The following is a 22,802-nucleotide window of genomic DNA, read 5'->3' on the forward strand; positions in this document are numbered from 1 at the left end:
TGGAGGAGAGGGTACGGTGTTGCGGTCACAGAGATGACCACAAATCCATATACATCTTATCTACGCAAATGGCTATCGATTAGTGGTCAACTTATATCGGCGAAAGGAGTGGCACCGGCGGGGCAAAACCACCCACCGACGCCACGCTACCGTTCGCCGTTTCATGTCTGGGCCTGCGGTGACGGGGCTTCTGCGCGGGATTCACGGCGCGGCGCACCCCCCCCCTACGCCTCGTCCGCCACCTCTTACGCCGTACGCCGCCTCTCGACTGCGACGCGCACGTGGCCGTGGGCCCCGTCGAGCGCCTCTGCGGCCTCCTCGGCCGAGCACCCGAGTAGGCGCATCGTGATGGCCGCCTTCACGTGGCCGCCGGCCGCCCCGAGCGATGCACGGGCCTCGTCGCGGGTGCAGCCGCAGGCCTCCATGATGATGTTCTGCGCGCGCACGCGCAGCTTCTCGTTCGACTGCCTCACGTCGACCATGAGGTTCTCGTAGACCTTGCCCGCGCGCGCCATCGCCCCGGTCGAGATCATGTTGAGGACGAGCTTCTGCGCGGTGCCGGCCTTGAGGCGCGTGGAGCCCGTGAGCACCTCGGGGCCTGTGGCCGGCTCGATGGCAAGGTCGGCCTCGGCGCCGATCCTGGAGCCCGGGTTGCAGGCGATCGCCACGGTGCGGCAGCCTGCCTCGCGCGCCTTGCGCAGGGCGCCGACGACGTAGGGCGTGCGCCCGCTCGCGGCGAGGCCCACCACGAGATCGTGCGGGGTCAGGCCCTTGGCGGCGAGGTCGGCCGCACCGGCCTCCTCGTGGTCCTCCGCGCCCTCGGCCGCCTTCACGAACGCGTCCTCGCCGCCCGCGATGATGCCGACGACCGTCTCATAGGAGACGCCAAAGGTGGGCGGGCACTCCACGGCGTCGAGCACGCCGAGCCGGCCGGACGTGCCGGCGCCCACGTAGATGATGCGGCCACCGGCGTTTAGGCTGTCGCCCGCCCACTCGATCGCCGTGGCCACCTGCGGAAGCACCGCATGGACGGCCTCCACGGCATGGGCGTCCTCGGCGTTCATGGCCTCGGCCACCTGGAGCGGCGTGAAGGCGTCAAGCTCCATGGTGCGTGGGTTTCGTTGCTCGGTCCCGAGCTTCGTGAGGTCTAGCATGGCCGCTCCCGTTGTCGCGATGTCGCTGCGACCATCGTAGCCCTCCGGTGACGGGGCGTGCCGAACGCGCCGCCGGCCGGGCCCTTGCGCTTGCGCGTGGGGTCCGGCCGGCGGGGTCGCGACGTGTTTGTGCGTGTCTCTGTGGGCCTGCCGGGCTACTCCCGGATGCCCGCCTTGGCGAGGCGCTTGGCGCGGAGCTTCTTGCCCTTGCCGCAGCGCGGGTCGATGAGCTTGCAGTGGTGCCCGCAGCCGTCGCAGCGCTGGCCCTTCAGGATCTCCTCGGTCGCCTTCTCGAGGGCCTTGCGATCGGCCTTCTTCTTGCGCTTGAGCTCCTCGTCGGCCGAGTCGGCCCTCTTGCCCGTGAGCCTTGCCTCGATTTCGCCGAAGAGCCCCATGTCCTTGCGCTCCTTCTTCTTGGCCTTGTCCTTCTTTGGCTTGTCGCGCTTGTCGTCGTGCTTGTCGCGCTTGTCCCTCTTGCCCTTCTTGGGCTTGGGCTCGCCCGCGTCGGGGGTGGGGGAGGGGCTGGCCGCGGCGTCGTCGCCCGAGGCAGCCGCGGGATGCGCGGCGGCATCCGCCGCCTTCGGCGCCTTGGCCTCGCGCCGCTTGCCCAAGATCCGCTCGACGTCGATGCGCCACACGGCCACGCGCGCCACCGCCTCGTCCGAGAACGTGACCGGGACGCCCGGGGCCATGTGGGCCATGACCTGCGTCAGCCCGCGCAGCTTCTCGGCCGCGTCGGTGACGGGCCGGATGCGCCCCCAGGCCATGATGCTCTCGTAGGCGTACGAGTAGGCGCAGGAGTAGTCACCCGTGATGACGCCGCCCTCGACGTCGAGCTCGAGGGCGACCTCGGGAGAGGAGGCCCAGGCGTCGGCCTTGCGCCCCTCGCCGGCGGAGTGGAGCCAGAAGGTGGGGAGGCCCCGCCCCTCGGCCCACTCGAACCCGTAGTTCATGGGAACGACGGCCAGGCCCTCGGCGTCGGAGAAGCCCACGTGCAGCACGTGCGCCCGCCCGATGATGCCGGCAAGGTCAGCGGGGTCTGTGACCTCGCGGTTTGCGCGTCGCATGGCCCTGGGGGCCTTGGGCGTCGCGGTGTCGGTCGTCGCCTTCTCGGCGCTGTTCTCTGACATGGCAGTCCTCTCCTGACGGGCATTCCCCGGCGCCCGTCTCGTTTTCGCCCATATGCTATCAAGGGTATGGTATTTGGCAAGGCCGGTTTGCCCGACCTGACTTCAGGCCGGGCAAACCGGCCTTGCCCGACCCGGCATCAGGCAAGGCCGACCTGTCCGACCCGGCATCAGGCGGGGCCGGTTTGCCCAGCCTAACTACAAACGCCCAGTTTCCTCCCGTTTATTCTCCGGAGGTCGGATTTGCCAAGACTCCAGTGTCTCGCCATAAATGCTACTCAAGTAACGGCCTTTCCCCGGAGGATTCCGACCGTTGGCCCAGTGCGTGCCGGCCCGAGGCGCCTGCCCCGGGCCGGCATCACCAAGAATCGTCTCTTGGCGTGCCAAGCTCTTTGGTGGCACTCCTGCTCGGGGCAGTCGTCCGGATGGCGACTGCCTGGCCGCGGGGCCCATCCCGTGGCCGGCGGCGGGGTGGGTTCGCCCGCCGGACAGTCGCGCGCGACTGCCTGGGGATGCCCGGTTGCGGCCTGGCGCCCCACGATGAGACGACACGAGAGGAGATCGCATGAGGGGTTACGCAATGCTCAGGATCGGCGAGTCTGGCTGGATCGAGAAGGACCGTCCGGCCTGCGGGCCGATGGACGCCATCGTCAAGCCGCTGGCCGTCGCCATCTGCACGTCCGACGTGCATACCCTCTGGGAGGGCGCCATCGGCGAGCGCCACGACATGATCTTGGGCCACGAGGCGTCCGGCGAGGTCGTCGAGGTGGGCGAGCTCGTGAAGGACTTCAAGCCCGGCGACAAGGTGCTCGTGCCCGCCATCACCCCCGACTGGAACTCCCTCGAGGCGCAGGCCGGCTACTCCATGCACTCCGGCGGCATGCTGGCCGGCTGGAAGTTCTCCAATTTCAAGGACGGCGTCTTTGGCGAGTACTTCCACGTGAACGACGCCGACGGCAACCTGGCGCTGCTACCCGAGAACATCAACCCGGTCGATGCCTGCATGCTCTCCGACATGGTTCCCACGGGCTTCCACGGCGTGGAGCTGGCCGACGTCCAGTTCGGCGACACGGTGCTCGTCATCGGCATCGGCCCCGTGGGCCTCATGAGCGTTGCCGGTGCCAACCTGCGCGGTGCGTCTCGCATCATCGCCGTGGGTACGCGCCCCAAGTGCGTCGAGGTCGCCAAGGGCTACGGCGCCACGGACTTCGTCAGCTACAAGGACGGCCCCATTGCCGACCAGGTGCTCGCCCTCACCGGCGGCAAGGGCGTCGACCGCGTGGTCGTGGCCGGTGGCGGTTGCGACACCTTCATCGACGCGGTGAAGGCGCTCAAGCCCGGCGGCAAGATCGGCAACGTCAACTACCTCGGCAACGGAGACTACGTCAAGATCCCGCGCGTCGAGTGGGGCGTGGGCATGGGCCACAAGGACATCCGCGGCGGCCTCATGCCGGGTGGCCGCCTGCGCATGGAGAAGCTCGGCTCGCTCGTGGCTTCTGGTCGCCTCGACGTTGCGCCGCTGTCCACGCACGTGTTCCACGGGTGGGAGCACCTGGAGGAGGCGCTCTTCCTCATGAGGGACAAGCCGGCCGACCTCATCAAGCCGGTCGTCGTGATCGACTAGCGTCGCGGGCGGGGGCCTTCGGGCCTCCGCCCATATCGTTCGAGGTCGCCCCGCCCCTCCTATCATCTTCCGCTCAAACAGTCCTCGGCTGCGCTTCGCTTGCCTGCGGAACTCGCGGCTGACGATAGGAGGGGGCGGGGCGCTGACGTTGCTGTTGCGGGAGGCCCGAAGGCCCCCGCGCGCGGCTGGCGCCGCGCGGACGACCGGCTTGATGAGGCGTCCGTGGGGGTTGTCTGGCTTCTTGTTCTTATTACGTATTGGGGGTTGGGGTTTGAGGATTCTTGTGGTGTCGGGGTTTCTGGGGGCGGGCAAGACGACGTTCATCCAGGAGCTCGCCCGGCGGACGGGGCGCGACTTCGTGGTCTATGAGAACGAGTACGGCCAGGCCGACATCGACGCCAAGGTCCTCTCGGAGACCGACGAGCTCTCCGTCTGGGAGAGCACGGAGAACTGCATCTGCTGCACGGGCAAGCAGGACTTCGCCACGTCGGTGCTCACGATTGCCAACACGCTCGACCCCGAGTACCTCGTGGTCGAGCCCACGGGCGTGGCGCGCCTCTCGTCCATCCTCGACAACATCGACCAGGTGAGCTACGAGCGCATCTCGCTGCTGGCCCCGCTCGCGATCGTCGACGCCACGGCGTGGGTGCGCCAGCGCGAGCGCTTCGAGGAGATCTACCTCGACCAGGTTCGCACGGCCAGCACCGTGGTCGTCTCGAAGGCCCAGCTTGCGGGCACCGGCGAGCTGGCCGAGCTCGCGGCGTGGGTGCGGGGCGTGAGCCCCGACGCGCGGCTGGTCGACAGGTCCTGGGACGAGCTCTCGGACGCGTGGTTCTCCGGGCTGCTGGAGGACGACCTCGCCGGCGGGGGCGCCGGGCCGTCCGCGGCGGGCGATGCGCGCGGCGCGGCAGGCTCTCCGGTCCGTGCTCGCGCCTCCGCGGGCAGGAGGCTCGCGGGGGCACCCTCGGCCGCTGACGACGGATTTGACAGCCTGTCGCTCTCAGACTTGTCGCTGCCGAGCGAGAGCCACCTGCTCTGGTTTCTCGATGCGCTCGTGGCCGGCGTGTTTGGCGAGGTGGTACGCGCCAAGGGCTACCTGCCGTGCGGCGGGCAGTGGCTGCGCTTCGACGTGGTCGACCGCATGTGGCAGGTCACGGGCTACGAGTCCGGGGACGGGGGCGCGGGCTCGGAACCCACGGCGGTGTTCATCGGGCCCTCGATTCGTCGGCCGTGGCTGCGCGAGGTGCTCGTGCCGCTCGTGCGCGACGCGAGCGCCTACCGAAACCATTCGCCACGCTTCGAGATCTCCGCTCGTCAGCACTTATAATGAAAACTACCTGAAAAGAAGACGGCGGGAGGCGGTCTCCATGTTCTGTCCATTACGGTACGCCGCTCTTCGCGAGGCCCCGGCCTTTCGCTCGCTTGACTGTTCCCAACAATCGGCGGCGCGAGGGGTCTAGCGTGGGGTATGCAAGTCTTGGCATGGTCGTGGTCGCTGGTGTGCTGGCCGGATTCGTCCAGGGTGTGTCGGGCTTCGGGGCCGGGATTATCGCCATGACCGTGCTGCCGCTTACCTATGGGGTGGTGACGGGCTCCGCCATCTCGGTCTCGATGGGACTTCCGTTCCTCGTGTCGATGGTCTGGCGCTATCGGGCCTACGTCCGTCCCCTTCAGGCCGTGGCGCCGGCGCTCCTGTTCATGGCCGTGAGCAGCGTCTGCATCCTGGTTGCCCGAGCGGTCGACGCGACCCTGCTCAAGGGCGCGCTTGGTGCGTTTCTCGTCGTGCTCTCCCTGTACTTCCTCTTCGTCCGAAGGGCCGAAGGCTCGGCGGCCATGGGCCTCGTGCCGTCGCTTGCCTGCATCCTCATCTCCGGGGCGTGCGACGGCCTCTTTGGCATCGGCGGGCCGCTCATGGTCGTTTACTATCTGGCCCGCACCTCCGACAAGCGTGCCTATCTGGGCACGTTGCAGCTCTTCTTTCTTGTGACGACGATCTGGGGCGTGAGCTTCCGGGCGTTCCAGGGCATCATCGTGCCGGCGATTGTGCCCGTTATCGTCGTTGCCGCGGCGGCGCAGCTCGCGGGACAGCAGGTTGCGAACCGCGTCGTCGACCGCCTCGACACCGCGATGATTCGTCGCGTCACCTACGTGCTCATCGGGCTGGCCGGACTTTACTATCTGGCGCAGACCCTTCTGGCCGCTGCTTTGTAAGGGCCTGGAACCGTTTTCCTCAAGCCGAGCCTGTTTCCGGCATATCCGACGCCGTCGACTTTGCTGGGAGCGCCGCACTGGCCGATGCCATCGACCTTTCTTGAAGGCCCGCAATAGTCGATTTCGTCCGGTCGCTCGCGGTTCCGGTTCCGGTTCCGGTCAAAACCTAGCCTCAAGAAGGCCCTGTTTCTGGGGGCCGAAAGCGATCTACCAAAAAAAGAGGTCCGAAAAAAGGTCGCGTCTCCGGTAGATGGCTTGCGGAGGCCTGCTGTGGCCGAGTCGCCCGTAAATATGGTGTCGGCGGCGACCAGGCCGAGCGGCGTCTTCGCCGGAATTGCGCCTGCGGCTAAAGGGTTGCGTGGGCCTCACGTGGACGCCGCGAACTTTGCCGCCTGATTCTGCGTTTGCCAAATGCTGAATTGGGCTGGCCCTCGATCGCCGTCCACTGGCACGTTGAAGCCATTTCGCCCATTGCCTACTATGTTGCCTTGTCAATCATTGACAAATCAAGGAAGTGAACCGTATGACCGGAAACGAGGCAGAGAAGGGGAATCCGTCAGGCCTCGGGGGCGCTGGTGCCGCTGGAAATGGTGGTGATGCCAGGAACTGCAATGGCATCAGGAACGATACTGTTGCCAAGGCAGCGGCACCCCAGGATGCCGCGAGCTGCAATGATGGCGGAAACGATGTCGCTGCCAAGGTGGCAGGGCCCCAAGACGCCCGGAGTGCCAATGATGCCGCGAGCAGCACTGCTGCCAAGGCCGCGCCCCAAGACGCCGAGCTTGGCTTTTCCCTCAATGACCTGCACATGAGCATCCTGCGCGCCTTCCATGCCCAGCGCGCGCAGCTGCGTCCCTTTGGCGCGAGCCTCGGCCTGGGGCCGGGGCAGCCAAAGCTGCTCTCCTACCTCGCCGTGCGGGGTTCGGCCACCCAGCGCGACATCGCCGACTTCTTTGGCATCGACCCGGCGGCCGTCTGTCGCATGCTCGACGTTCTCGACCGCAAGGGCTTCGTGCGCGCCTCGGCCAACCCCGACGACCGTCGCACCAAGGTGCTCGCCCTCACGTCGGCGGGCCGCGCTGCCGTCCGGGCGTGGGACGGCCGCTGCCGCGAGGTGGAGGCCCAGATGCTCCGCGGCCTCACGGCCGACGAGGCATCACAGCTCCACGAACTGCTTGCCCGCGTGACCCACAACCTGCGCGACGAGTCGCTCGAGCCAGCGCCAGTGCCAAAGCCAAAGGAGCCCAGCCATGAATGAGATGCGCCTCATGCTCCGCTACCTCGGCCCCTACCGCCGTGACTTCGTCCTCGCGGCCATCTGCGTCTTCGTCGAGGGAACCCTCGAGCTCATCATCCCGTTCCTCACGGCCTCGCTCATCGACGAGGGCGTGATGGCGCACGACCTCTCCGTTGTGTGGGCCCGCGGCGGCCAGATGCTCGCCTGCGGCCTCGTGGCCCTGGCGTTCGGCCTCGGCTACTCGCGCTTCTCCGCCCGCACGGCGATGGGCCTCGGCGCCAACCTGCGCGAGGCCGAGTACGCCCAGGTCCAGCGCTTCTCCTACCAGAACCTCGACCGCTTCGAGACCTCCTCGCTCGTGACGCGCATGACCACCGACGTCACCGTCATCCAGAACGCGCTCACCGGGGGCTTTCGCCCGATGCTGCGCGGCCCGGTGATGCTCGTCATGGGGCTCTTCTTCGCGAGCATGATGAGCGTGCACCTCGCCGTGGTGTTCTTCGTGCTGCTGCCGATGCTCGCCGTGGCCCTCGTGGCCATCATCGGCCGCGTGGCACCCAGGTACGCCGTGCTCCAGCACTCGATGGACCAGCTCAACGAGGTGGTCCAGGAGGTGCTCATGGCCATCCGCGCCATCAAGGCGTTCGTGCGCGGCGACTGGGCGTGCGAGCGCTTTGGCGCCGTCAACGCCGAGCTTGCCCAGACGGCCACGGGCACCTTCAGGCTGGCCGTGCTCAACATGCCGCTCTTCCAGGTTGCGATGTACGCCGCCAGCGTGCTCATCATGTGGTTCGGCGGCAAGATGATCCTGTCCAGGACCCTGCAGGTGGGCGAGCTCACGGGCTTCATGAGCTACGTGCTGCAGATCACCAACTCGCTCATGATGATCTCCAACGTCTTCCTCCTCATGACGCGCGCCCTTACGAGCGTGCGCCGCGTGGGCGAGGTGCTCGAGGAGGTGCCCACCATCGAGAGTCCCAAAGACGCCCTCACGGGGGTGCCGGACGGCTCGGTGGAGTTTCGCGACGTGAGCTTTCGCTATGCCGCGGGCACCGGCCGAGACGTGCTCTCCCATGTGTCGCTGAGCTTTCCCGCGGGCTCCACGGTGGGCATCCTCGGCGGCACGGGCTCGGGCAAGAGCTCGCTCGTGCAGCTGCTGCCGCGCCTCTACGACGCGAGCGCGGGCGAGGTGCTCGTGGGCGGCCATGACGTGCGCGCCTACGACGTGCACGCCCTGCGCGACGCCGTGGGCATCGTGCTCCAGAAGAACGTGCTGTTCACGGGTACCGTGCGCGAGAACCTGCTCTGGGGCGCCCCCGACGCCACGGACGAGGAGCTCGCCCGCGCCTGCCACCTGGCGTGCGTCGACGAGTTCCTCGACCGCATCGGCGGGCTCGACGCCGACCTGGGCCAGGGCGGCGGCAACGTGTCCGGCGGCCAGAAGCAGCGCCTCTGCATCGCGCGCACCCTGCTCAAGCGCCCGCGCGTGATCGTGTTCGACGACTCGACGAGCGCCTGCGACATGTCGACCGACGCGAGGATCCGCGCGGGCCTCGCCGGGCTCGGGGACGTGACCAAGGTCGTCATCGCCCAGCGTGTGGCCTCGGTGATGGACGCCGACCAGATCGTGATCCTGGATGAGGGCGCGGTGCACGCGGTGGGCACCCATGCGGAGCTGCTCGCGCACGACCCCATCTATCAGGAGCTCTATCGCACCCAGATGGCGACGGACGACGACGGGCCGGTGACGCCGGCGCCTGCGGCGTCCGAGAGGGGAGGTGCCCTCAATGGCGAATAGGCGGGCCCTCACGTTCAGCAAGCCCAAGGACCTCGGGCGCACGCTGCGGCAGTTCGTGGCATACCTGGGGCACGCCCGCAGGAGGCTCGTGGTGGTGGCCGTGCTCGTGGCGGTCTCGGCCGTGGCCAACCTCCTGGGCACTTACATGATAAAACCCGTGGTCAATCGCCTTGCCAGCGCGGACATGCCCGGGTTTGTGAGCGGCGTGGTGGCAACGGCCGTCATCTACGCCCTGGGCGCGGCGTCGTGCCTCGGCTACACGCAGGTGATGGTGCGCGCCGCCCAGCGCGTGGTCTTCGACCTGCGCCGCGACCTCTTCGACCGCATCCAGCGGCTGTCGCTCTCCTTCTTTGACCGCACCCGTACGGGCGACGTCATGAGCTACTTCACCAACGACGTAGACACCATCTCGGAGGCGCTCAACAACAGCTTTGCCAACGTCATCCAGGCGGCCATCCAGGTGGTGGGCACGACGGTGCTGCTTGTCGTGCTCGACTGGCGCCTCACGCTCATCACCCTGGTCTGCGACGCGGCGCTCATCGCCTATGTGCGCTTCTCGAGCAAGAAGAGCTCGCGCTTCTACAAGGCCCAGCAGAAGACGCTTGGCGTGCTCGACGGCTACGTGCAGGAGATGGTCGCGGGCCAGAAGGTCGTGAAGGTCTTCAACCGCGAGGGCGCCAACCTCCAGGCGTTTCGCGCGCACAACGAGAGCCTGCGTGAGAGCGGCACGGCGGCGCAGGCCTATGCCGCCACGCTCATCCCGGTCACCGTGAGCTCGGGCTACACCAACTACGCCATCGTGGCCGTGGCGGGCTCGATCCTGGCGGCAGCCGGCCTCACCGACGTGGGCAGCCTGGCCAGCTACCTGGTGTTCGTTCGTCAGTCGGCCATGCCGTTCAACCAGGTGGCGCAGCTCGGCAACTTCCTGCTCTCCGCGCTGGCCGGCGCCGAGCGGATCTTTGATGCCATGGCCATGGCGCCCGAGGTTGACGAGGGCGTGGTCACGCTCGAGCGCACGGGCGGTGGCGGCCTGGGCGGCAAGGACGCCTGGGCGTGGTCCGTTCCGGCTGGATATGGCGTGGGCGCCCTCGGCAAGGTCGTGCGCGAGGGGTCTCCCGAGGCGGCGGGCATGGAGCTTGCGCGCGGCCAGGTGCCGCTTGCCGGGGACGTGCGCTTCCACGACGTGACCTTTGGCTACGACGAGGGCACGACGGTGCTGGCCGACCTCAACCTCTTTGCCAAGCCCGGCCAGAAGATCGCCTTCGTGGGCTCCACCGGCGCGGGCAAGACCACCATCACCAACCTCATCAACCGCTTCTACGACGTGCGCTCGGGCCAGATCACCTACGATGGCATCGACGTGCGCGATATCCACAAGTCGAGCCTGCGCCGCTCGCTCGGCATCGTGCTCCAGGACACGCACCTGTTCCGCGGCACGGTGGCCGACAACATCCGGTTCGGCAAGCTCGACGCCACTGACGAGGAGGTGCGCGCCGCCGCCCGCACGGCCAACGCCGACGGCTTCATCTCGCGCCTGCCGCAGGGCTACGACACGCCGGTCACGGCCGACGGCGCCAACCTCTCGGCCGGGCAGCGCCAGCTCATCGCCATCGCCCGCGCCGCCGTGGCCGACCCGCCCGTGCTCATCCTCGACGAGGCCACGAGCAGCATCGACACGCGCACCGAGGCCCTCATCGAGCGGGGCATGGACGCGCTCATGGCCGGGCGCACGGTCTTCGTGATCGCGCACCGGCTCTCCACCGTGAGCAACGCCGACGCGATCATGGTGCTCGAGCACGGCCGCATCATCGAGCGCGGCACCCATGACGAGCTGCTGGCCCAGCACGGCGAGTACTGGGCGCTGTACCATGGAAAACGTGAGCTTTCCTAAATCGGGGGATGGGAGACACGCATGAGCGAACCGCTGCCGCGCATCAAGGCGTACGAGGACATGGGGTTGGGCCTGTTCGTGCACTGGGGACTCTTTTCCCAGCTTGCCGCGGGCGAGTGGACCGAGCTCATCCACGAGCGGCCCAAGGCCGAGTACGAGCGGCTCATCGAGACCTTCGACGCGCGCGACTTCGACGCCGACGACCTCGTGGCCACGGCCAAGGAGATGGGCGCGGGCTACATCACGCTGACCACCAAGCACCACGAGGGCTTCTTCCTCTACGATACGCAGGGCCTCTCCACCTTCGATGCGCCTCACAGCGCCGCGCGCCGCGACCTCGTGGCCGAGTTTGCCGACGCCTGCCACCGCGGCGGCATCAAGCCCTTCTTCTACATGGCCACCTACGACTGGCACTCGCCGCTCTACGAGACGGACTTCGACGCCTACCTCGAGTACCTGCGCAAGTCCGTCGAGATTCTCTGTCGCAACTATGGCGAGGTGGGCGGCTTCTGGTTTGACGGCAACTGGAACAAGAAGGAGGCCGACTGGAAGCTTCCCGAGCTCTACGGCACTATTCGCAATTGGCAGCCCGACGCCATCATCATCAACAACACCGGCCTCAAGAACCGCGGCAAGATCGTCGACCCCGAGATTGACGTGACCACCTACGAGCGCCACATCGCGGGCGAGGTCAACCACGGTGAGCCGGACGGCAAGTACGTGGCCGGCGAGGTCTCCGTCACCACCAACAAGCACTGGGGCATCGCGGCGGGCGACCTCGACTACAAGAGCCCGCGCGAGCTCATCGAGACCATCGCCAACGCGCGCCGCGCCGGGGCCAACGCGCTCGTGAACATCGGGCCCACCGCCGGCGGCGCCATCCAGCCCATCCAGCGCAACTACCTGCGCCTCATTGGCATGTGGATGAGAATGGCAGGTACGAGCGTGCACACGGCGCGCCCGAGCGCCACGCTCGTGGCCAACGGCGGCATCCGCGACTTTGCCCTCGACGACCACGACGCGGACGGCAGCGACGTGAGCTACCTGTTCGTCCACGACCTTGCCATCGTGGGCAACGACAACGTGACGCTGGGCGGCGAGGGCTCCAACCTGCGCTCGTTCACCGGGGCCACGCGACCGGTGGCCGCAATCTCGTGGCTCGACAACGACCAGCAGGTGCCCTTCATGCAGGATGTTGAGCGCGGAACCCTCACGGTCGACGCCAACGGCTTCGCCTACGGCACCGACTGGGTCATCCGCGTCGCCCGCATCACCTACCGCTAGCAGCCCTGTCACGTTTCCTTCCGGATGATTTGTCACATTTTGGGGACGGGCTGAGGCGGGCGGGTCGGTCGTCCCGTGCCCCGGTCCACCCGACCCCTTGGACCGTCCGGGCCGACCCTCCGTCCCTCGGAGGCATCACAAAGGAGAACGCCATGCACACGCTCGTCGTCTACTGCCATCCCCGCACCGACAGCCTCAACCACGCGGTGCTCGAGGCGCTGCTCCGTCGGCTCGACCGCGAAGGCAGGGGCCACGAGGTCATCGACCTCTACGCCGACGGCTTCGATCCGGTACTCTCCGCAGACGAGCTCGCCGGCTACAACGACGGGGCGGTCCTGGACCCGCACGTGAGCCGCTACCAGGAGCTCCTTGCCCAGGCCGAGCACCTGGCCATCGTCTGTCCCGTCTGGTGGAACGACGTGCCGGCGATGCTGCGCGGCTTCTTCGACAAGGTGATGCTCGTCGGGTTCTCCTGGGAGCCCACGGGGTCGGGCCTGCTCGGCAAGCTCACGAACCTCGCCACCTGCGACCTCTATACCACGTCCGATGAGGACGCCTCGTTCTTCGACAAGGCCTTCGTGCCGTCGTTTGTCGAGGGAACGCTTGCCCAGCTGGGCATCGGCGGCCTGGGCGAGGGCAGCTCGGCCAACCGCCGCTGGCACCACCTGGGCAGCGTGGCTACCACCACGCCCGAGCAGCGTGCAGCCTGGCTTCGCGAGGTCGAAGGCCACTAGAGGCGAGGCCATCTAGCTGCGGCGCATTGTCGTGGCCGAGCCAGGCCGAGGTCGCGGACCCCTCAGAGCCACGGCAAAAAGACGCGGGTCCCTCGGATGGAAGAGTCGATTCCTTCCGAGGGGCCCGCATGTCATGACACAGGTCCGAGAGACCCGCGCGCATCCGTCGTTGCGCACCTCTCTGCGCAGGGTCGCTGCCCTTCAGCCTAGAGCAGCTTCTCCACGGCCGGCTTCACGACCGTCTCGACGTCGGCGGTGGGCTCGAAGCGCTCCACCACGTTGCCCTCGCGGTCTACCAGGAACTTCGTGAAGTTCCACTTGATGTCGGCCTTCTTCTCCCAGTCGGGGTCGGCCTTGCCGAGGATGTCGACGAGGATCGGCGTGATCTTGTGGTTGGGGTCAAAGCCGGCAAAGCCCTTCTGGCCCTTGAGCCAGGTGTAGAGCGGGGCTTCGTTGGCGCCGTTGACCTCGAGCTTGCCAAACTGTGGGAACGTCACGCCAAAGCGGCCGGTGCAGAAGGTGTGAATTTCCTCGGCGGTGCCGGGCGCCTGCTGGCCAAACTGATTGCAGGGGAAGTCGAGAATCTCGAGGCCCTTGTCGTGCTCCTCGGCGTAGAGCTTCTGCAGGTCGGCGTAGGTGGGGGTGAAGCCGCACTCGGTGGCGGTGTTGACGACAAGGACGACCTTGCCCTTGTAGTCGGCAAGGCTCACGTCCTTGCCCTCGCGGTCCTTGACGGTAAAGTCGTAGAGCGTGCTCATGGTTCCTCCAGGTGTCGAAGGGCGCGGCCGCACCTGCGGCGACGCCCGAGTTTGCGTACGTGCGTAATTTCTTATACCCACTGGGGTGGCGGGATGTCCGTGGGGCCTCGTTTTGAGGAGACCGGGGAGAGGCCCGGACGCCGCGGTGAGAGGGGCACTCCGGCGCGGCTCGCCAGTTCGCGACCGCGCCCCAGCGACCTTCGCAGCCCGCTGCTGCCGCAGCCCGCCGCCTCCGCAGTCAGCGCCCCCGCAAACCTCCACTCCTCCCCGAACGTTCTTGTCATGTAGGCCGCCCATGACGATTTGTTGTCCGCTTGATGGATATACTTTTCTGAATAGCGGCCTGCACACGGCGACCGCGCGCGGTTACGCGGCCGCGCAGAAGGGGAGGCCTGATGCTCGGGACAAGATCGACAGGCGAGGGCGGGCGCCCCGGCGAGCGGCACGACGACGCCGAGCGCCCGCGCACGCTCCACGGCGTCAACCTCTCCGGCTGGCTCGTGCTCGAGCCGTGGGTGACCCCGTCTCTGTTCGCGGGCACCGGCGCCTTTGACGAGGCGACCCTCGCCAACTCGATGGAGTCGGCCCGCTACGCCTCCATGCTGGCAAAGCACCGTGAGACCTTCATCACCGAGCGCGACTTCGCGAGCATCTCTGCGCGTGGCTTCGACACGGTGCGCCTCCAGGTTCCGTGGTTCGTCTTTGGCGAGAAGGGCCCCATGCCCGGCCCCTCCGCCGGGTGCCTCACCTATGTGGACAGCGCCTTCGACTGGGCCGAGGCCGCCGGCGTCTCCGTCCTGCTCGACGTGGCGTCGGCTCCCGGCGCGGACCCCAGCTCTCCCACCAGCTTCTTTGGCGAGGTCGAGTCGTTCCGCAACGCGATGCTCGACGTGGTGGGGGCCCTGGCCGCGCGCTACGCGGACCGCTCCAACTTCTGCGGCATCGAGCCCATCGACGAGGTCCGTGGCCGCTCGCGAAAGGGCCTCTCCGTGACCGAGGGCGTGCCGCCCCACCTGCTGCGCAACTTCTACCGCGACGCCTACGAGGTGGTGCGCTCCTGCGCGGGCGAGAGGCCCGTCTTCGTGGTGCACGACGCCGGCATCCCCGGCGCGTGGCGTGCGTTCATGTCGCCCAGCCGCTACGTCAACGTGTGGCTCGACGGCCACATCTATCACTACTCTGAGTCGATGAACGCGGCCGGCCCCACCGGAGTGCGCCGCCTCGTCGACGACTCGGCCGCCTACCTGGCCCGCGCCCGCAAGAGCGGCCTGCCTGTCATGGTGGGCGAGTGGTCCGCGGCGCTCCCCCTGGCCGACGCCGGCATGACGCCCGAGGGCCGCATCGCCCTCGAGCGCGTCTTCACGGCCGGCCAGCTCTCGACCTTCGCCGGCAGCGCCGCGTGGTTCTTCCAGACGTGGAAGACCGAGGCCAGGCTCTCGAGCTGGGACGCGCGCGTGGCGCTCTCCAGCTTCGAGCGGGGCATGTTCGACTGATGGGGGTGCGGGATATGGGGGCTTCCTGTGCCTCCGCGGTCGAGAGGGACCAGGCGTCCGCGGCGGGCGAGCAGGTCCGGCCGCGCTCCACGGGCGGCATGCTCTCGCTCGTGGGCACGCCCATCGGCAACCTCTCCGATGCGTCCCCGCGCGTGCTCGACACGCTGCGCTCGGCAGACGTGCTGCTCTGCGAGGACACCCGCGTCACGGGCAAGCTGCTCGCGCGCTTTGGCATTCGCGTGCCGCTCGAGCGCTGCGACGAGAACGTGATCGCGCGCCGCGTCGAGTCCGTGATTGCCCGCGTGGCGGCCGGTCAGCGCGTCGCCTTCGTGTCCGACGCTGGCATGCCGGGCGTGTCGGACCCGGGCCAGCGCCTCGTGGACGCCGCGCGCGACGAGGGGCTGCCGGTGGAGGTCATCCCTGGTCCCAGCGCCGTGACCTGCGCGCTCGTGGCGTCGGGCCTTCCCATGGAGCACTTCTTCTTCGAGGGCTTCCTGCCGCGCAAGGCCGGCGAGCGCGCGCGTCGCCTCGCCGAGCTGGCGCCCGTGCCCGGGGCGCTCGTGTTCTACGAGTCCCCGCATCGCGTGGCCGACACGCTCGACTCCATCGCCGAGGCCTTCCCCGCGCGCCGCGTGGCGCTCGTCCGCGAGCTCACGAAGCTCCACGAGGAGTGCGTGCGCGACGTGTCCGGCGGGCTGGCGCGGCTCGTCCGCGAGCGCGGCGAGCTCAGGGGCGAGTGCGTCGTCGTGGTCGAGGGGCCTGGGCGAGACGAGCTGGCGTCGCTCTCGCGACAGGCCTCGGCCGCGCCCGCCTCGCCCGAGGAGGCCGTGCGCGAGGGCCTCTCCGCCGGCGTGCCCAAGAGCGCTCTGGCCAAGCAGGTGGCGCGCACCTTCGGCCTCGGCCGCTCGGAGGCCTACGACCTCGTCGTCTCCCTCTCCCGCGAGTAGGACTGTGCGGCCCGCCTAGCTGCGCTGTCACATTTCCTTCCGGATGATTTGTCACATTGCGCGCAATGTGACAAATCATCCGGAAGGAAATGTGACAGGAGGGCCCATCCTCGTCGCGATACAATTTCGCCGGCTCATTCGCCTGCGCGGGATGCCGCCGGCCGCATGCCGGGCGTCCCCGCACCGTCCCAGAAGAGGTTCCGCACATGGCAGACAAGCCCTCGTTCTTCATCACCACGCCCATCTACTACGTGAACGCCGCCCCGCACCTCGGCACGGCCTACTCCACGATCCTGGCCGACGTCCAGGCGCGCTTCCGCCGCGCGATGGGCGACGACGTCAAGTTCCTCACCGGCCTCGACGAGCACGGCGAGAAGGTCGCCCAGTCCGCCGCCGCCCACGACATGACGCCGCAGGCCTGGTGCGACTCGCTGGTACCGGCCTTCAAGGACCTCTGGGGCGAGCTCGAGATCTCCAACGACGACTTCATCCGTACCACGCAGGAGCGCCAGACCCGTGCCGTCCAGCACCTCTGGGAGGTCCTGAAGGACCGCGGCTACATCTATAAGGGCAGCTACGACGGCTGGTACTGCGTTCCCGAGGAGACCTACTTCACCGAGACGCAGGTGCGCCACGCCGACGAGGAGCGCCACACCGAGGGCCAGCACCTCTGCCCCGACTGCGGGCGTCCCCTCGAGCGCGTGCAGGAGGAGAGCTGGTTCTTCAAGCTCTCCGAGTTCACCGAGCCGCTGCTCAAGCTTTATCGCGAGCATCCCGAGTTCGTCGAGCCCGAGATCCGTCGCAACGAGGTCGTCTCCTTCGTCGAGGGTGGCCTCAAGGACCTCTCCATCTCGCGCACGAGCTTTGACTGGGGCATCCCGCTGCCCTTCGACGAGAAGCACGTCACCTACGTGTGGTTCGACGCGCTGATCAACTACCTCACCGCGGTGGGCTACGGCCAGCCCGGCGAGGAGGCCGCTGCCGAGTTCGCCAAGCGTTGGCCCGCCCAGGTGCACATCGTGGGCAAGGACATCATCCGCTTCCACTGCGTCATCTGGCCCGCCATGCTCATGGCCGCCGGCCTGCCCGTGACCGAGCGCGTCTTTGCCCACGGCTTCCTCATGGTCAAGAACGAGGAGACCGGCCAGGGCGAGAAGATGTCCAAGAGCCGCGGCAACGCCATCGCGCCGCGCGAGGTCATGGACATGCTGGGCGTCGAGGGCTACCGCTACTACTTCATGAGCGACGTCACGCCCGGCACCGACGGCGCCATCAGCTTCGGCCGCATGGAGCAGGTCTACAACACCGACCTCGCCAACAGCTGGGGCAACCTCGTGAGCCGCACGCTCAACATGAGCGCCAAGTACTTCGACGGCAAGGTGCCCGCGGTGCCCGCCGGCTGGGCCGAGCGCGAGAACCCGCTGCGTGCGGTGGCCACGGGGCTCGTGGACCGCTACGCCGCCAAGATGGGCGAGTTTGCCTATCACGAGGCCGCGGTCGAGGTCATGGAACTCGTGCACGCCGCCAACCACTACATCGAGGACACCGAGCCTTGGGCGCTTGCCAAGGACCCGGCCAAGGCCGGCGAGCTCGCGGCCGTGATTTGCGACCTCATCGAGTCGATCCGCATCGTGGCGCACCTGCTCATGCCCTTCATGCCCGAGACGAGCGCCGAGGCCCTACGCCGCATCTCCTGCGAGGCCGAGGTCGCGAGCGACGACTTGGCCGGCGTGTGCGCCTGGGGCGGCCTCGTGGGCGACGTGCCCGTGACCAAGGGCGACCCGCTGTTCCCGCGTCTCGAGACCAAGTAGCCTCCTTGCCGGGCGACATGCCCGCGTAGTCGGCACGGGTCTCGGTGCCGGCGAGCAAATGCTCCTGTGCGTGTTAGCTGCGAGGCGTCTCCGGACAGCTGACACGTGTGGGAGCATTTGGCGCATCAGAGGCCAGCAAATGCTCCTGTGCGTGTCAGCTGTGCGGAGCGCCAGGGCAGCTGACACGAAATCACGCATGTGCTGCGAGCCCCGACGCTTCGAGGCCCTCCGCCGTCCCCGCGTAGCTCTCCGTCGCCCCCCCCGCGCGGCCCGCCCCCTGCGCGGCCCGCCGTTGTTCCGCCGCGCGACCCCTCCGCCGTTCCCGTGAAAGGACCTGCATGACCGCATCCCCGCTCGCGAACCCCACGGCCACGCGCCAGATGCTCGAGCGCTTTGGCCTCGCGACCAAGCATCGGCTGGGTCAGAACTTCCTGGTGGACGACAACGTGATCGCCAAGATCCTCGACCTGGCGCGGCTCTCGCCCGAGAGCCGCGTGGTCGAGGTGGGTCCGGGCATCGGTACGCTGACGCTGGGCATGCTGCCGCTCGCGGGCTCGGTCACCTCCATCGAGGCCGACCGCGAGCTCGAGCCGGTACTCGCCGACCTAGCGCACGAGTTTCCCAGCTTCTCCTACGTGATGGGCGACGCGCTGCGCGTGAGCTGGGACGACGTGTGCCACGCGGGCGAACGGGGCGAGAAGGCCGCCGAGCAGGGCGAGTCGATCGTCGAGCGACTCGACGCGCCCCCCCCCGACCCCAACATCCTCGTGGCCAACCTGCCCTACAACGTGGCGGCCACCATCATCCTCAAGTACCTGTCCGAGCGACCCTCGCTCGACGCGGCCGTCGTCATGGTCCAGGCCGAGGTGGCCGACCGCATCTGCGCCAACCCCGGTTGCAAGTCCTATGGCGCCTACACGGCTAAGCTCGCCTTATATGGCGAGGTCACAGGCCGCTTCGAGGTGCCGCCCACGTGCTTTATGCCCGCGCCGCACGTGAACTCCGCCGTGGTGCGCATCGAGCGCCGCCAGGCGACGGACGAGGCCGGCTGGCCCCTCTCCGCAGGCGAGCTGGACGCGACGGCCCACGTGATCGAGGCCGCCTTCGCCCAGAGGCGCAAGACCATCCGCAACTCCATGGGCACGAGTGGCTTCGATAAGGTCGCCCTCGACGAGGCGTTCGCAGCCACGGGCATCGTCCCCACCGCCCGCGCCGAGACCCTTGCCCCATCAGCCTTCATCTGCCTCGCCGCCGCGCTGGAGGCATGACGATGGTCGCTTACGAGATGGCACCCGCTGACGCCTCATCGCCGAGGAGGACGCAGGAGACGGCCAACGCCTCCCAGGTTGCGGACTTGTCGCTTGCGGATGGCAAGCTGTTCCACAACCGCAAGGGGAAGGCGCTCGAGTGGCCGCAGCCGCTGGCGCCGCTGGCGGACACGCATGGTCACCTCACGGCGTTCTGGGGGCACGACCCGGCCGTGGCCGTCGCGCGTGCGGCGCTTGCGGGCGTGCGCCTGCTCGTAGTGCCACTCGACGCGCTCACCGACTGCGTGCCCGGCGCGGGCGCCGACCCCGACAGGGACGACGAGCCGCCGCAGCCCGCGCGCACGGCCGCCGAGCTGCTCGCCTTCGTCGACGACGCCGAGCGCCGCACCCGCGCGCTCATGGGCGCCTACGCCCAGGCGGGCCTCGTGCCGCCCGAGTTTCCGGGCCACTCCCTGCTTCCCGGGGCTCTCGGCTGTGCTGCGCCCACGCCGGACTTCCCGCTTGACCTGCGCCTCGTTGCTGGCGTGCACCCCTACGGCGCCGCGGAGTTCGATGCCGGCTGCCGTGCGCGCATGGAGGAGCTGCTCGTGTCGCCGCGCTGCGTGGGCGTGGGCGAGATCGGCCTCGACTACACCTGCGACGTGCCCCACGACGTCCAGCTCGCGTGCTTTCGCGAGCAGCTGGCCATCGCGTGCGAGCACGACCTGCCGGTCGAGCTCCACATCCGGGACGACCGCGGCGACGAGGCCTGCGAGGCCCACGCCGACGCCCTTGCGCTCCTGCGCGAGGCGGGCGTGCCGCCGCGCGGCTGCGACCTGCACTGCTACACCGGAGACGCTCCCACGATGCTGCCGTTTGCCGAGTTGGGATGCCACATCGCCTTTGGCGGCGCGGTCACGTTCAAGCGAAGCGACGCCATCCGCGAGGCGGCCGCCGCCTGCCCCGACAACCTCGCCGTCTCCGAGACGGACTGCCCCTACATGGCGCCCGTGCCCCTGCGCGGCGAGGAGGGAGAGCCGGCGATGGTGGCGCTCTCGGCCGCCTGCGTGGCCGACGTCCGCGAGGAGGCCCTCGGCGTGCCGCGCCAGACCACCTATGAGGCGCTCTGGAGAAACGCGCTGGAGCTGTTCGGGCTGTAACGGCGGAGAGCGGCTTGCTTTGCCTGCCGGCACGCCCGCCGCCTCCCCGCGACCCGCCGCTCGCGGCATCCACGCCTGCGCTCGCGCGCGTGGCTGGTAGGATGGACGTCACGCTTGTGCGCGCGGGCCCCGGATGTGGCCGTCTGGCTCCCGCGCTTCCAGATTGGAGCATCTATGAGCCAGAACCTCCGCGTCGCCGTGCTGTTTGGCGGCACCTCCTCCGAGCACGACATCTCGCTGCGCTCCGCCACCAACGTCCTTTCCGAGCTTGACGGGCTCGACTACGAGCTCGAGCTCGTCGGCATCACGCGCGACGGCGCGTGGCTGCACTACACCGGAGACGAGGCCGACGTGTGCGAGGGCGACGCCTGGGCGACCCACGACGTGCTGCCCGTGGTGCTGGTTCCCGGCGAGGAGGGCGGCCTGTTCGAGCACCTCGCCGACGGCACGCTCAGGCGCATCCCCGCCGACGTGGTGCTGCCGGTGCTGCACGGCCAGGGCGGCGAGGACGGCGTCACGCAGGCGCTTCTCGAGGCCGCGCGCCTGCCGTACGTAGGCTGCGGCGTGCTCTCGAGCGCCCTTTGCATGGACAAGGACGCGTCGCACCGCCTTGCGGGCGCCTCGGGCATCCGCGTCCCCAAATGCGCGGTGCTCTACCGCGGCTGCGACGAGACCTCGGTCGACGCGGCGGTGCGGGCCTGCGGCGGCTATCCCGTGTTCGTGAAGCCCGCCCGCGGCGGCTCCTCCTACGGCGTCTCGAAGGTGGGCGACGTGAGCGAGATGGGCCACGCCCTCGAGGTGGCCTTCGCGCTCGACCCCAAGGTCTCGGTGGAGGAGGCCATCGTGGGCACCGAGGTGGGCTGCGCCATCATCGGCGACCCGTCCGGCGAGCTCGAGATGGGCGTCGTGGACGAGACGGTCGTCTCCGACGGCGGCTTCTTCCACATCCACCAGGACCAGACGGCCGGCGCCGACGCGTCGACCATGAACTCGTCGCTGCGCTGCCCGGCGCAGATCCCGGCCGACGTGATGGAGCGCGTGCGCGAGACGGGCTTTGCCGTGTACCGCGCGCTCTACTGCTCGGGATTCGCGCGCGTTGACCTGTTCGTGACGCCCGCGGGCGAGGTCATCCTGAACGAGGTCAACACCATCCCCGGCCTCACGCGCTACTCGCGCTTCCCCGAGATGATGAGGGCTGCCGGCCGCGACCTCGCCGGCGTGCTCGACCAGCTCATCATGGCGGCCGTCGCGGGTCCGGACCGCTAGGTGACGGACCCCGGGGGCGCGGGCCTGGGGCGCACGCGCGTGGGGGAGGGCGGCTTGGGTGAGCCGCAGGCGCCTCTCGTCCCGGTGCCCTCGCTTCTCGAGCGCGCCCGAGACGCCCTGCTCGAGCTTGCCTGGCCCACGCGCTGCGTCGTCTGCGACGAGCCGGGCGAGCTTCTGTGCGAGCGGTGCCGCCGGAAGCTCCCCTGGGTCTCGCAGCGCTGGGCCTGCCCCACCTGTGGTGCCCCCTTTGGCTGGATGACCTGCACGGAGTGCGACGCTGCCCGCGGCTCTGCCTGGGAGACGCGCGCCTGCGTGTGCGCCCTGCCGCTCGAGGGGCCCGCGCGCCGCCTCGCGCTCGCGCACAAGGATGCGGGCGAGCGCCGGTTGGCGCCCGTCATCGCGGCGGCCATCGCCTGCGCGCTCGACGAGGCGTCGGCCTGGCCGGCGGCGGACGGGGCCGCGCGCTTCTGCGCAGACGAGCTCGACGCCGTGTGCTTCGTGCCGGCCACGCAGGCGGCCTTTCGCCGGCGCGGCTTCGACCACATGGAAGCCGTCACGCGCTCGCTCGCGCCCATCCTGGGGCTGCCGCTTGCCGACGTGGTGGCCCGCCCACACGGCCTCGACCAGCGCAGGCTCGGTCGCGAGCGGCGTCTCGAGAACGTGGGGTCTGCCGTCGAGGTGGTGGGCGACGTCTCGGGCTGCGCGCTGTTGCTCGTGGACGACGTGGTGACCACTGGCGCCTCGATGCGCGCCTGCGCCCAGGCCCTTCTCGACCGTGGTGCCGAGTCCGTCACCGCCTGTGCCCTCGCCCGCACCTGGTGAGACGACGCCCGTCCCGGGCAGTTGCCATCTGCCCGGAACAGGCCCCATCTCTGCGGCGACAGATGCGTGCGAGAGGGGCCGTTTATTCCCCAGACTGCGGCCCTGGGGCCAGAAATATACGGAAATAGTTAAGAATCCTGTACGAAAAATATCTATACATGCATACAATGTAAAACCGATGCAAGGAGAAGGGGCCTCGGGATGCATCGCACATGCCCGGGGTAGACGAGGGAGGAAC

19 protein-coding genes are annotated in these 22,802 nt (G+C 68.7%); 15 read left to right on the forward strand and 4 right to left on the reverse strand.

The features are described from left to right. Positions 1–245 precede the first annotated feature (245 nt). Together murQ and EFAMC1_RS02510 are read right to left on the reverse strand one after the other, a co-directional pair. A complete protein-coding gene (murQ, locus tag EFAMC1_RS02505) occupies positions 246–1,154 on the reverse strand; it encodes an N-acetylmuramic acid 6-phosphate etherase (RefSeq protein ID WP_154052763.1) in 909 nt (302 codons plus the stop codon). A gap of 155 nt (positions 1,155–1,309) precedes the next feature. Beyond that, positions 1,310–2,284 (reverse strand): pyridoxamine 5'-phosphate oxidase family protein, encoded by a 975-nt coding sequence (locus tag EFAMC1_RS02510; protein ID WP_154052764.1) that lies wholly within the window; start codon positions 2,282–2,284, stop codon positions 1,310–1,312. Between the two features lie 562 nt (positions 2,285–2,846). Between EFAMC1_RS02510 and EFAMC1_RS02515 the strand changes: the two genes are divergently transcribed. From EFAMC1_RS02515 to EFAMC1_RS02525, 3 genes are all read left to right on the forward strand, one after another. Beyond that, the gene (locus EFAMC1_RS02515) at positions 2,847–3,905 is read left to right on the forward strand and encodes an NAD(P)-dependent alcohol dehydrogenase (protein WP_154052765.1); all 1,059 of its coding nucleotides are present in this window, start codon (positions 2,847–2,849) and stop codon (positions 3,903–3,905) included. A 286-nt stretch (positions 3,906–4,191) separates the two neighbouring features. After that, complete coding sequence (locus EFAMC1_RS02520; RefSeq protein ID WP_261981723.1) at positions 4,192–5,232, forward strand: GTP-binding protein; 1,041 nt, start codon at positions 4,192–4,194, stop codon at positions 5,230–5,232. Between the two features lie 134 nt (positions 5,233–5,366). Further along, positions 5,367–6,116, forward strand: coding sequence for a sulfite exporter TauE/SafE family protein (locus EFAMC1_RS02525; protein ID WP_154052767.1), 750 nt, complete (start codon positions 5,367–5,369; stop codon positions 6,114–6,116). A gap of 556 nt (positions 6,117–6,672) precedes the next feature. Here the strand turns inward: EFAMC1_RS02525 and EFAMC1_RS02530 are convergent. Continuing rightward, complete coding sequence (locus tag EFAMC1_RS02530; RefSeq protein ID WP_154052768.1) at positions 6,673–6,924, reverse strand: hypothetical protein; 252 nt, start codon at positions 6,922–6,924, stop codon at positions 6,673–6,675. Between EFAMC1_RS02530 and EFAMC1_RS02535 the strand changes: the two genes are divergently transcribed. From EFAMC1_RS02535 to EFAMC1_RS02555, 5 genes are all read left to right on the forward strand, one after another. Then, complete coding sequence (locus tag EFAMC1_RS02535; protein ID WP_154052769.1) at positions 6,925–7,374, forward strand: MarR family winged helix-turn-helix transcriptional regulator; 450 nt, start codon at positions 6,925–6,927, stop codon at positions 7,372–7,374. After that, complete coding sequence (locus tag EFAMC1_RS02540) at positions 7,367–9,151, forward strand: ABC transporter ATP-binding protein (RefSeq protein ID WP_154052770.1); 1,785 nt, start codon at positions 7,367–7,369, stop codon at positions 9,149–9,151. Before EFAMC1_RS02535 ends, EFAMC1_RS02540 begins: the two co-directional genes overlap by 8 nt. Next, on the forward strand, positions 9,141–11,042 hold the full coding sequence (locus EFAMC1_RS02545) for an ABC transporter ATP-binding protein (RefSeq protein WP_154052771.1): 1,902 nt from the start codon (positions 9,141–9,143) through the stop codon (positions 11,040–11,042). Before EFAMC1_RS02540 ends, EFAMC1_RS02545 begins: the two co-directional genes overlap by 11 nt. A gap of 21 nt (positions 11,043–11,063) precedes the next feature. After that, the gene (locus EFAMC1_RS02550) at positions 11,064–12,326 is read left to right on the forward strand and encodes an alpha-L-fucosidase (protein ID WP_154052772.1); all 1,263 of its coding nucleotides are present in this window, start codon (positions 11,064–11,066) and stop codon (positions 12,324–12,326) included. 152 nt (positions 12,327–12,478) lie between these two features. After that, positions 12,479–13,060, forward strand: a complete 582-nt coding sequence (locus tag EFAMC1_RS02555; protein WP_154052773.1) for an NAD(P)H-dependent oxidoreductase — start codon at positions 12,479–12,481, stop codon at positions 13,058–13,060. A gap of 206 nt (positions 13,061–13,266) precedes the next feature. On the opposite strand, the gene EFAMC1_RS02560 is transcribed toward EFAMC1_RS02555, so the two are convergent. After that, positions 13,267–13,818, reverse strand: a complete 552-nt coding sequence (locus EFAMC1_RS02560) for a glutathione peroxidase (RefSeq protein ID WP_154052774.1) — start codon at positions 13,816–13,818, stop codon at positions 13,267–13,269. Positions 13,819–14,213: 395 nt separating this feature from the next. Here EFAMC1_RS02560 and EFAMC1_RS02565 point away from each other — a divergent pair, with 395 nt between their 5' ends. From EFAMC1_RS02565 to EFAMC1_RS02595, 7 genes are all read left to right on the forward strand, one after another. Beyond that, on the forward strand, positions 14,214–15,311 hold the full coding sequence (locus EFAMC1_RS02565) for a glycoside hydrolase family 5 protein (RefSeq protein ID WP_154052775.1): 1,098 nt from the start codon (positions 14,214–14,216) through the stop codon (positions 15,309–15,311). Positions 15,312–15,409: 98 nt separating this feature from the next. After that, the gene (gene rsmI / locus EFAMC1_RS02570) at positions 15,410–16,258 is read left to right on the forward strand and encodes a 16S rRNA (cytidine(1402)-2'-O)-methyltransferase (RefSeq protein WP_261981728.1); all 849 of its coding nucleotides are present in this window, start codon (positions 15,410–15,412) and stop codon (positions 16,256–16,258) included. Positions 16,259–16,464: 206 nt separating this feature from the next. Then, positions 16,465–18,069 carry a methionine--tRNA ligase gene (metG, locus tag EFAMC1_RS02575; RefSeq protein WP_154052777.1) on the forward strand — a complete coding sequence of 535 codons (1,605 nt, stop codon included), beginning with the start codon at positions 16,465–16,467 and terminating at the stop codon, positions 18,067–18,069. Between the two features lie 338 nt (positions 18,070–18,407). Next, the gene (gene rsmA, locus EFAMC1_RS02580; protein WP_154052778.1) at positions 18,408–19,337 is read left to right on the forward strand and encodes a 16S rRNA (adenine(1518)-N(6)/adenine(1519)-N(6))-dimethyltransferase RsmA; all 930 of its coding nucleotides are present in this window, start codon (positions 18,408–18,410) and stop codon (positions 19,335–19,337) included. A gap of 2 nt (positions 19,338–19,339) precedes the next feature. Then, positions 19,340–20,476 (forward strand): TatD family hydrolase, encoded by a 1,137-nt coding sequence (locus tag EFAMC1_RS02585; RefSeq protein WP_261981724.1) that lies wholly within the window; start codon positions 19,340–19,342, stop codon positions 20,474–20,476. A 174-nt stretch (positions 20,477–20,650) separates the two neighbouring features. After that, positions 20,651–21,742, forward strand: coding sequence for a D-alanine--D-alanine ligase family protein (locus EFAMC1_RS02590; RefSeq protein ID WP_154052779.1), 1,092 nt, complete (start codon positions 20,651–20,653; stop codon positions 21,740–21,742). Positions 21,743–21,796: 54 nt separating this feature from the next. Beyond that, the gene (locus EFAMC1_RS02595; protein WP_261981725.1) at positions 21,797–22,564 is read left to right on the forward strand and encodes a ComF family protein; all 768 of its coding nucleotides are present in this window, start codon (positions 21,797–21,799) and stop codon (positions 22,562–22,564) included. Positions 22,565–22,802: the final 238 nt, after the last annotated feature.

The organism is Olsenella uli, from assembly GCF_901212675.1.
Classification (GTDB): Bacteria; Actinomycetota; Coriobacteriia; order Coriobacteriales; family Atopobiaceae; genus Parolsenella; species Parolsenella uli_B.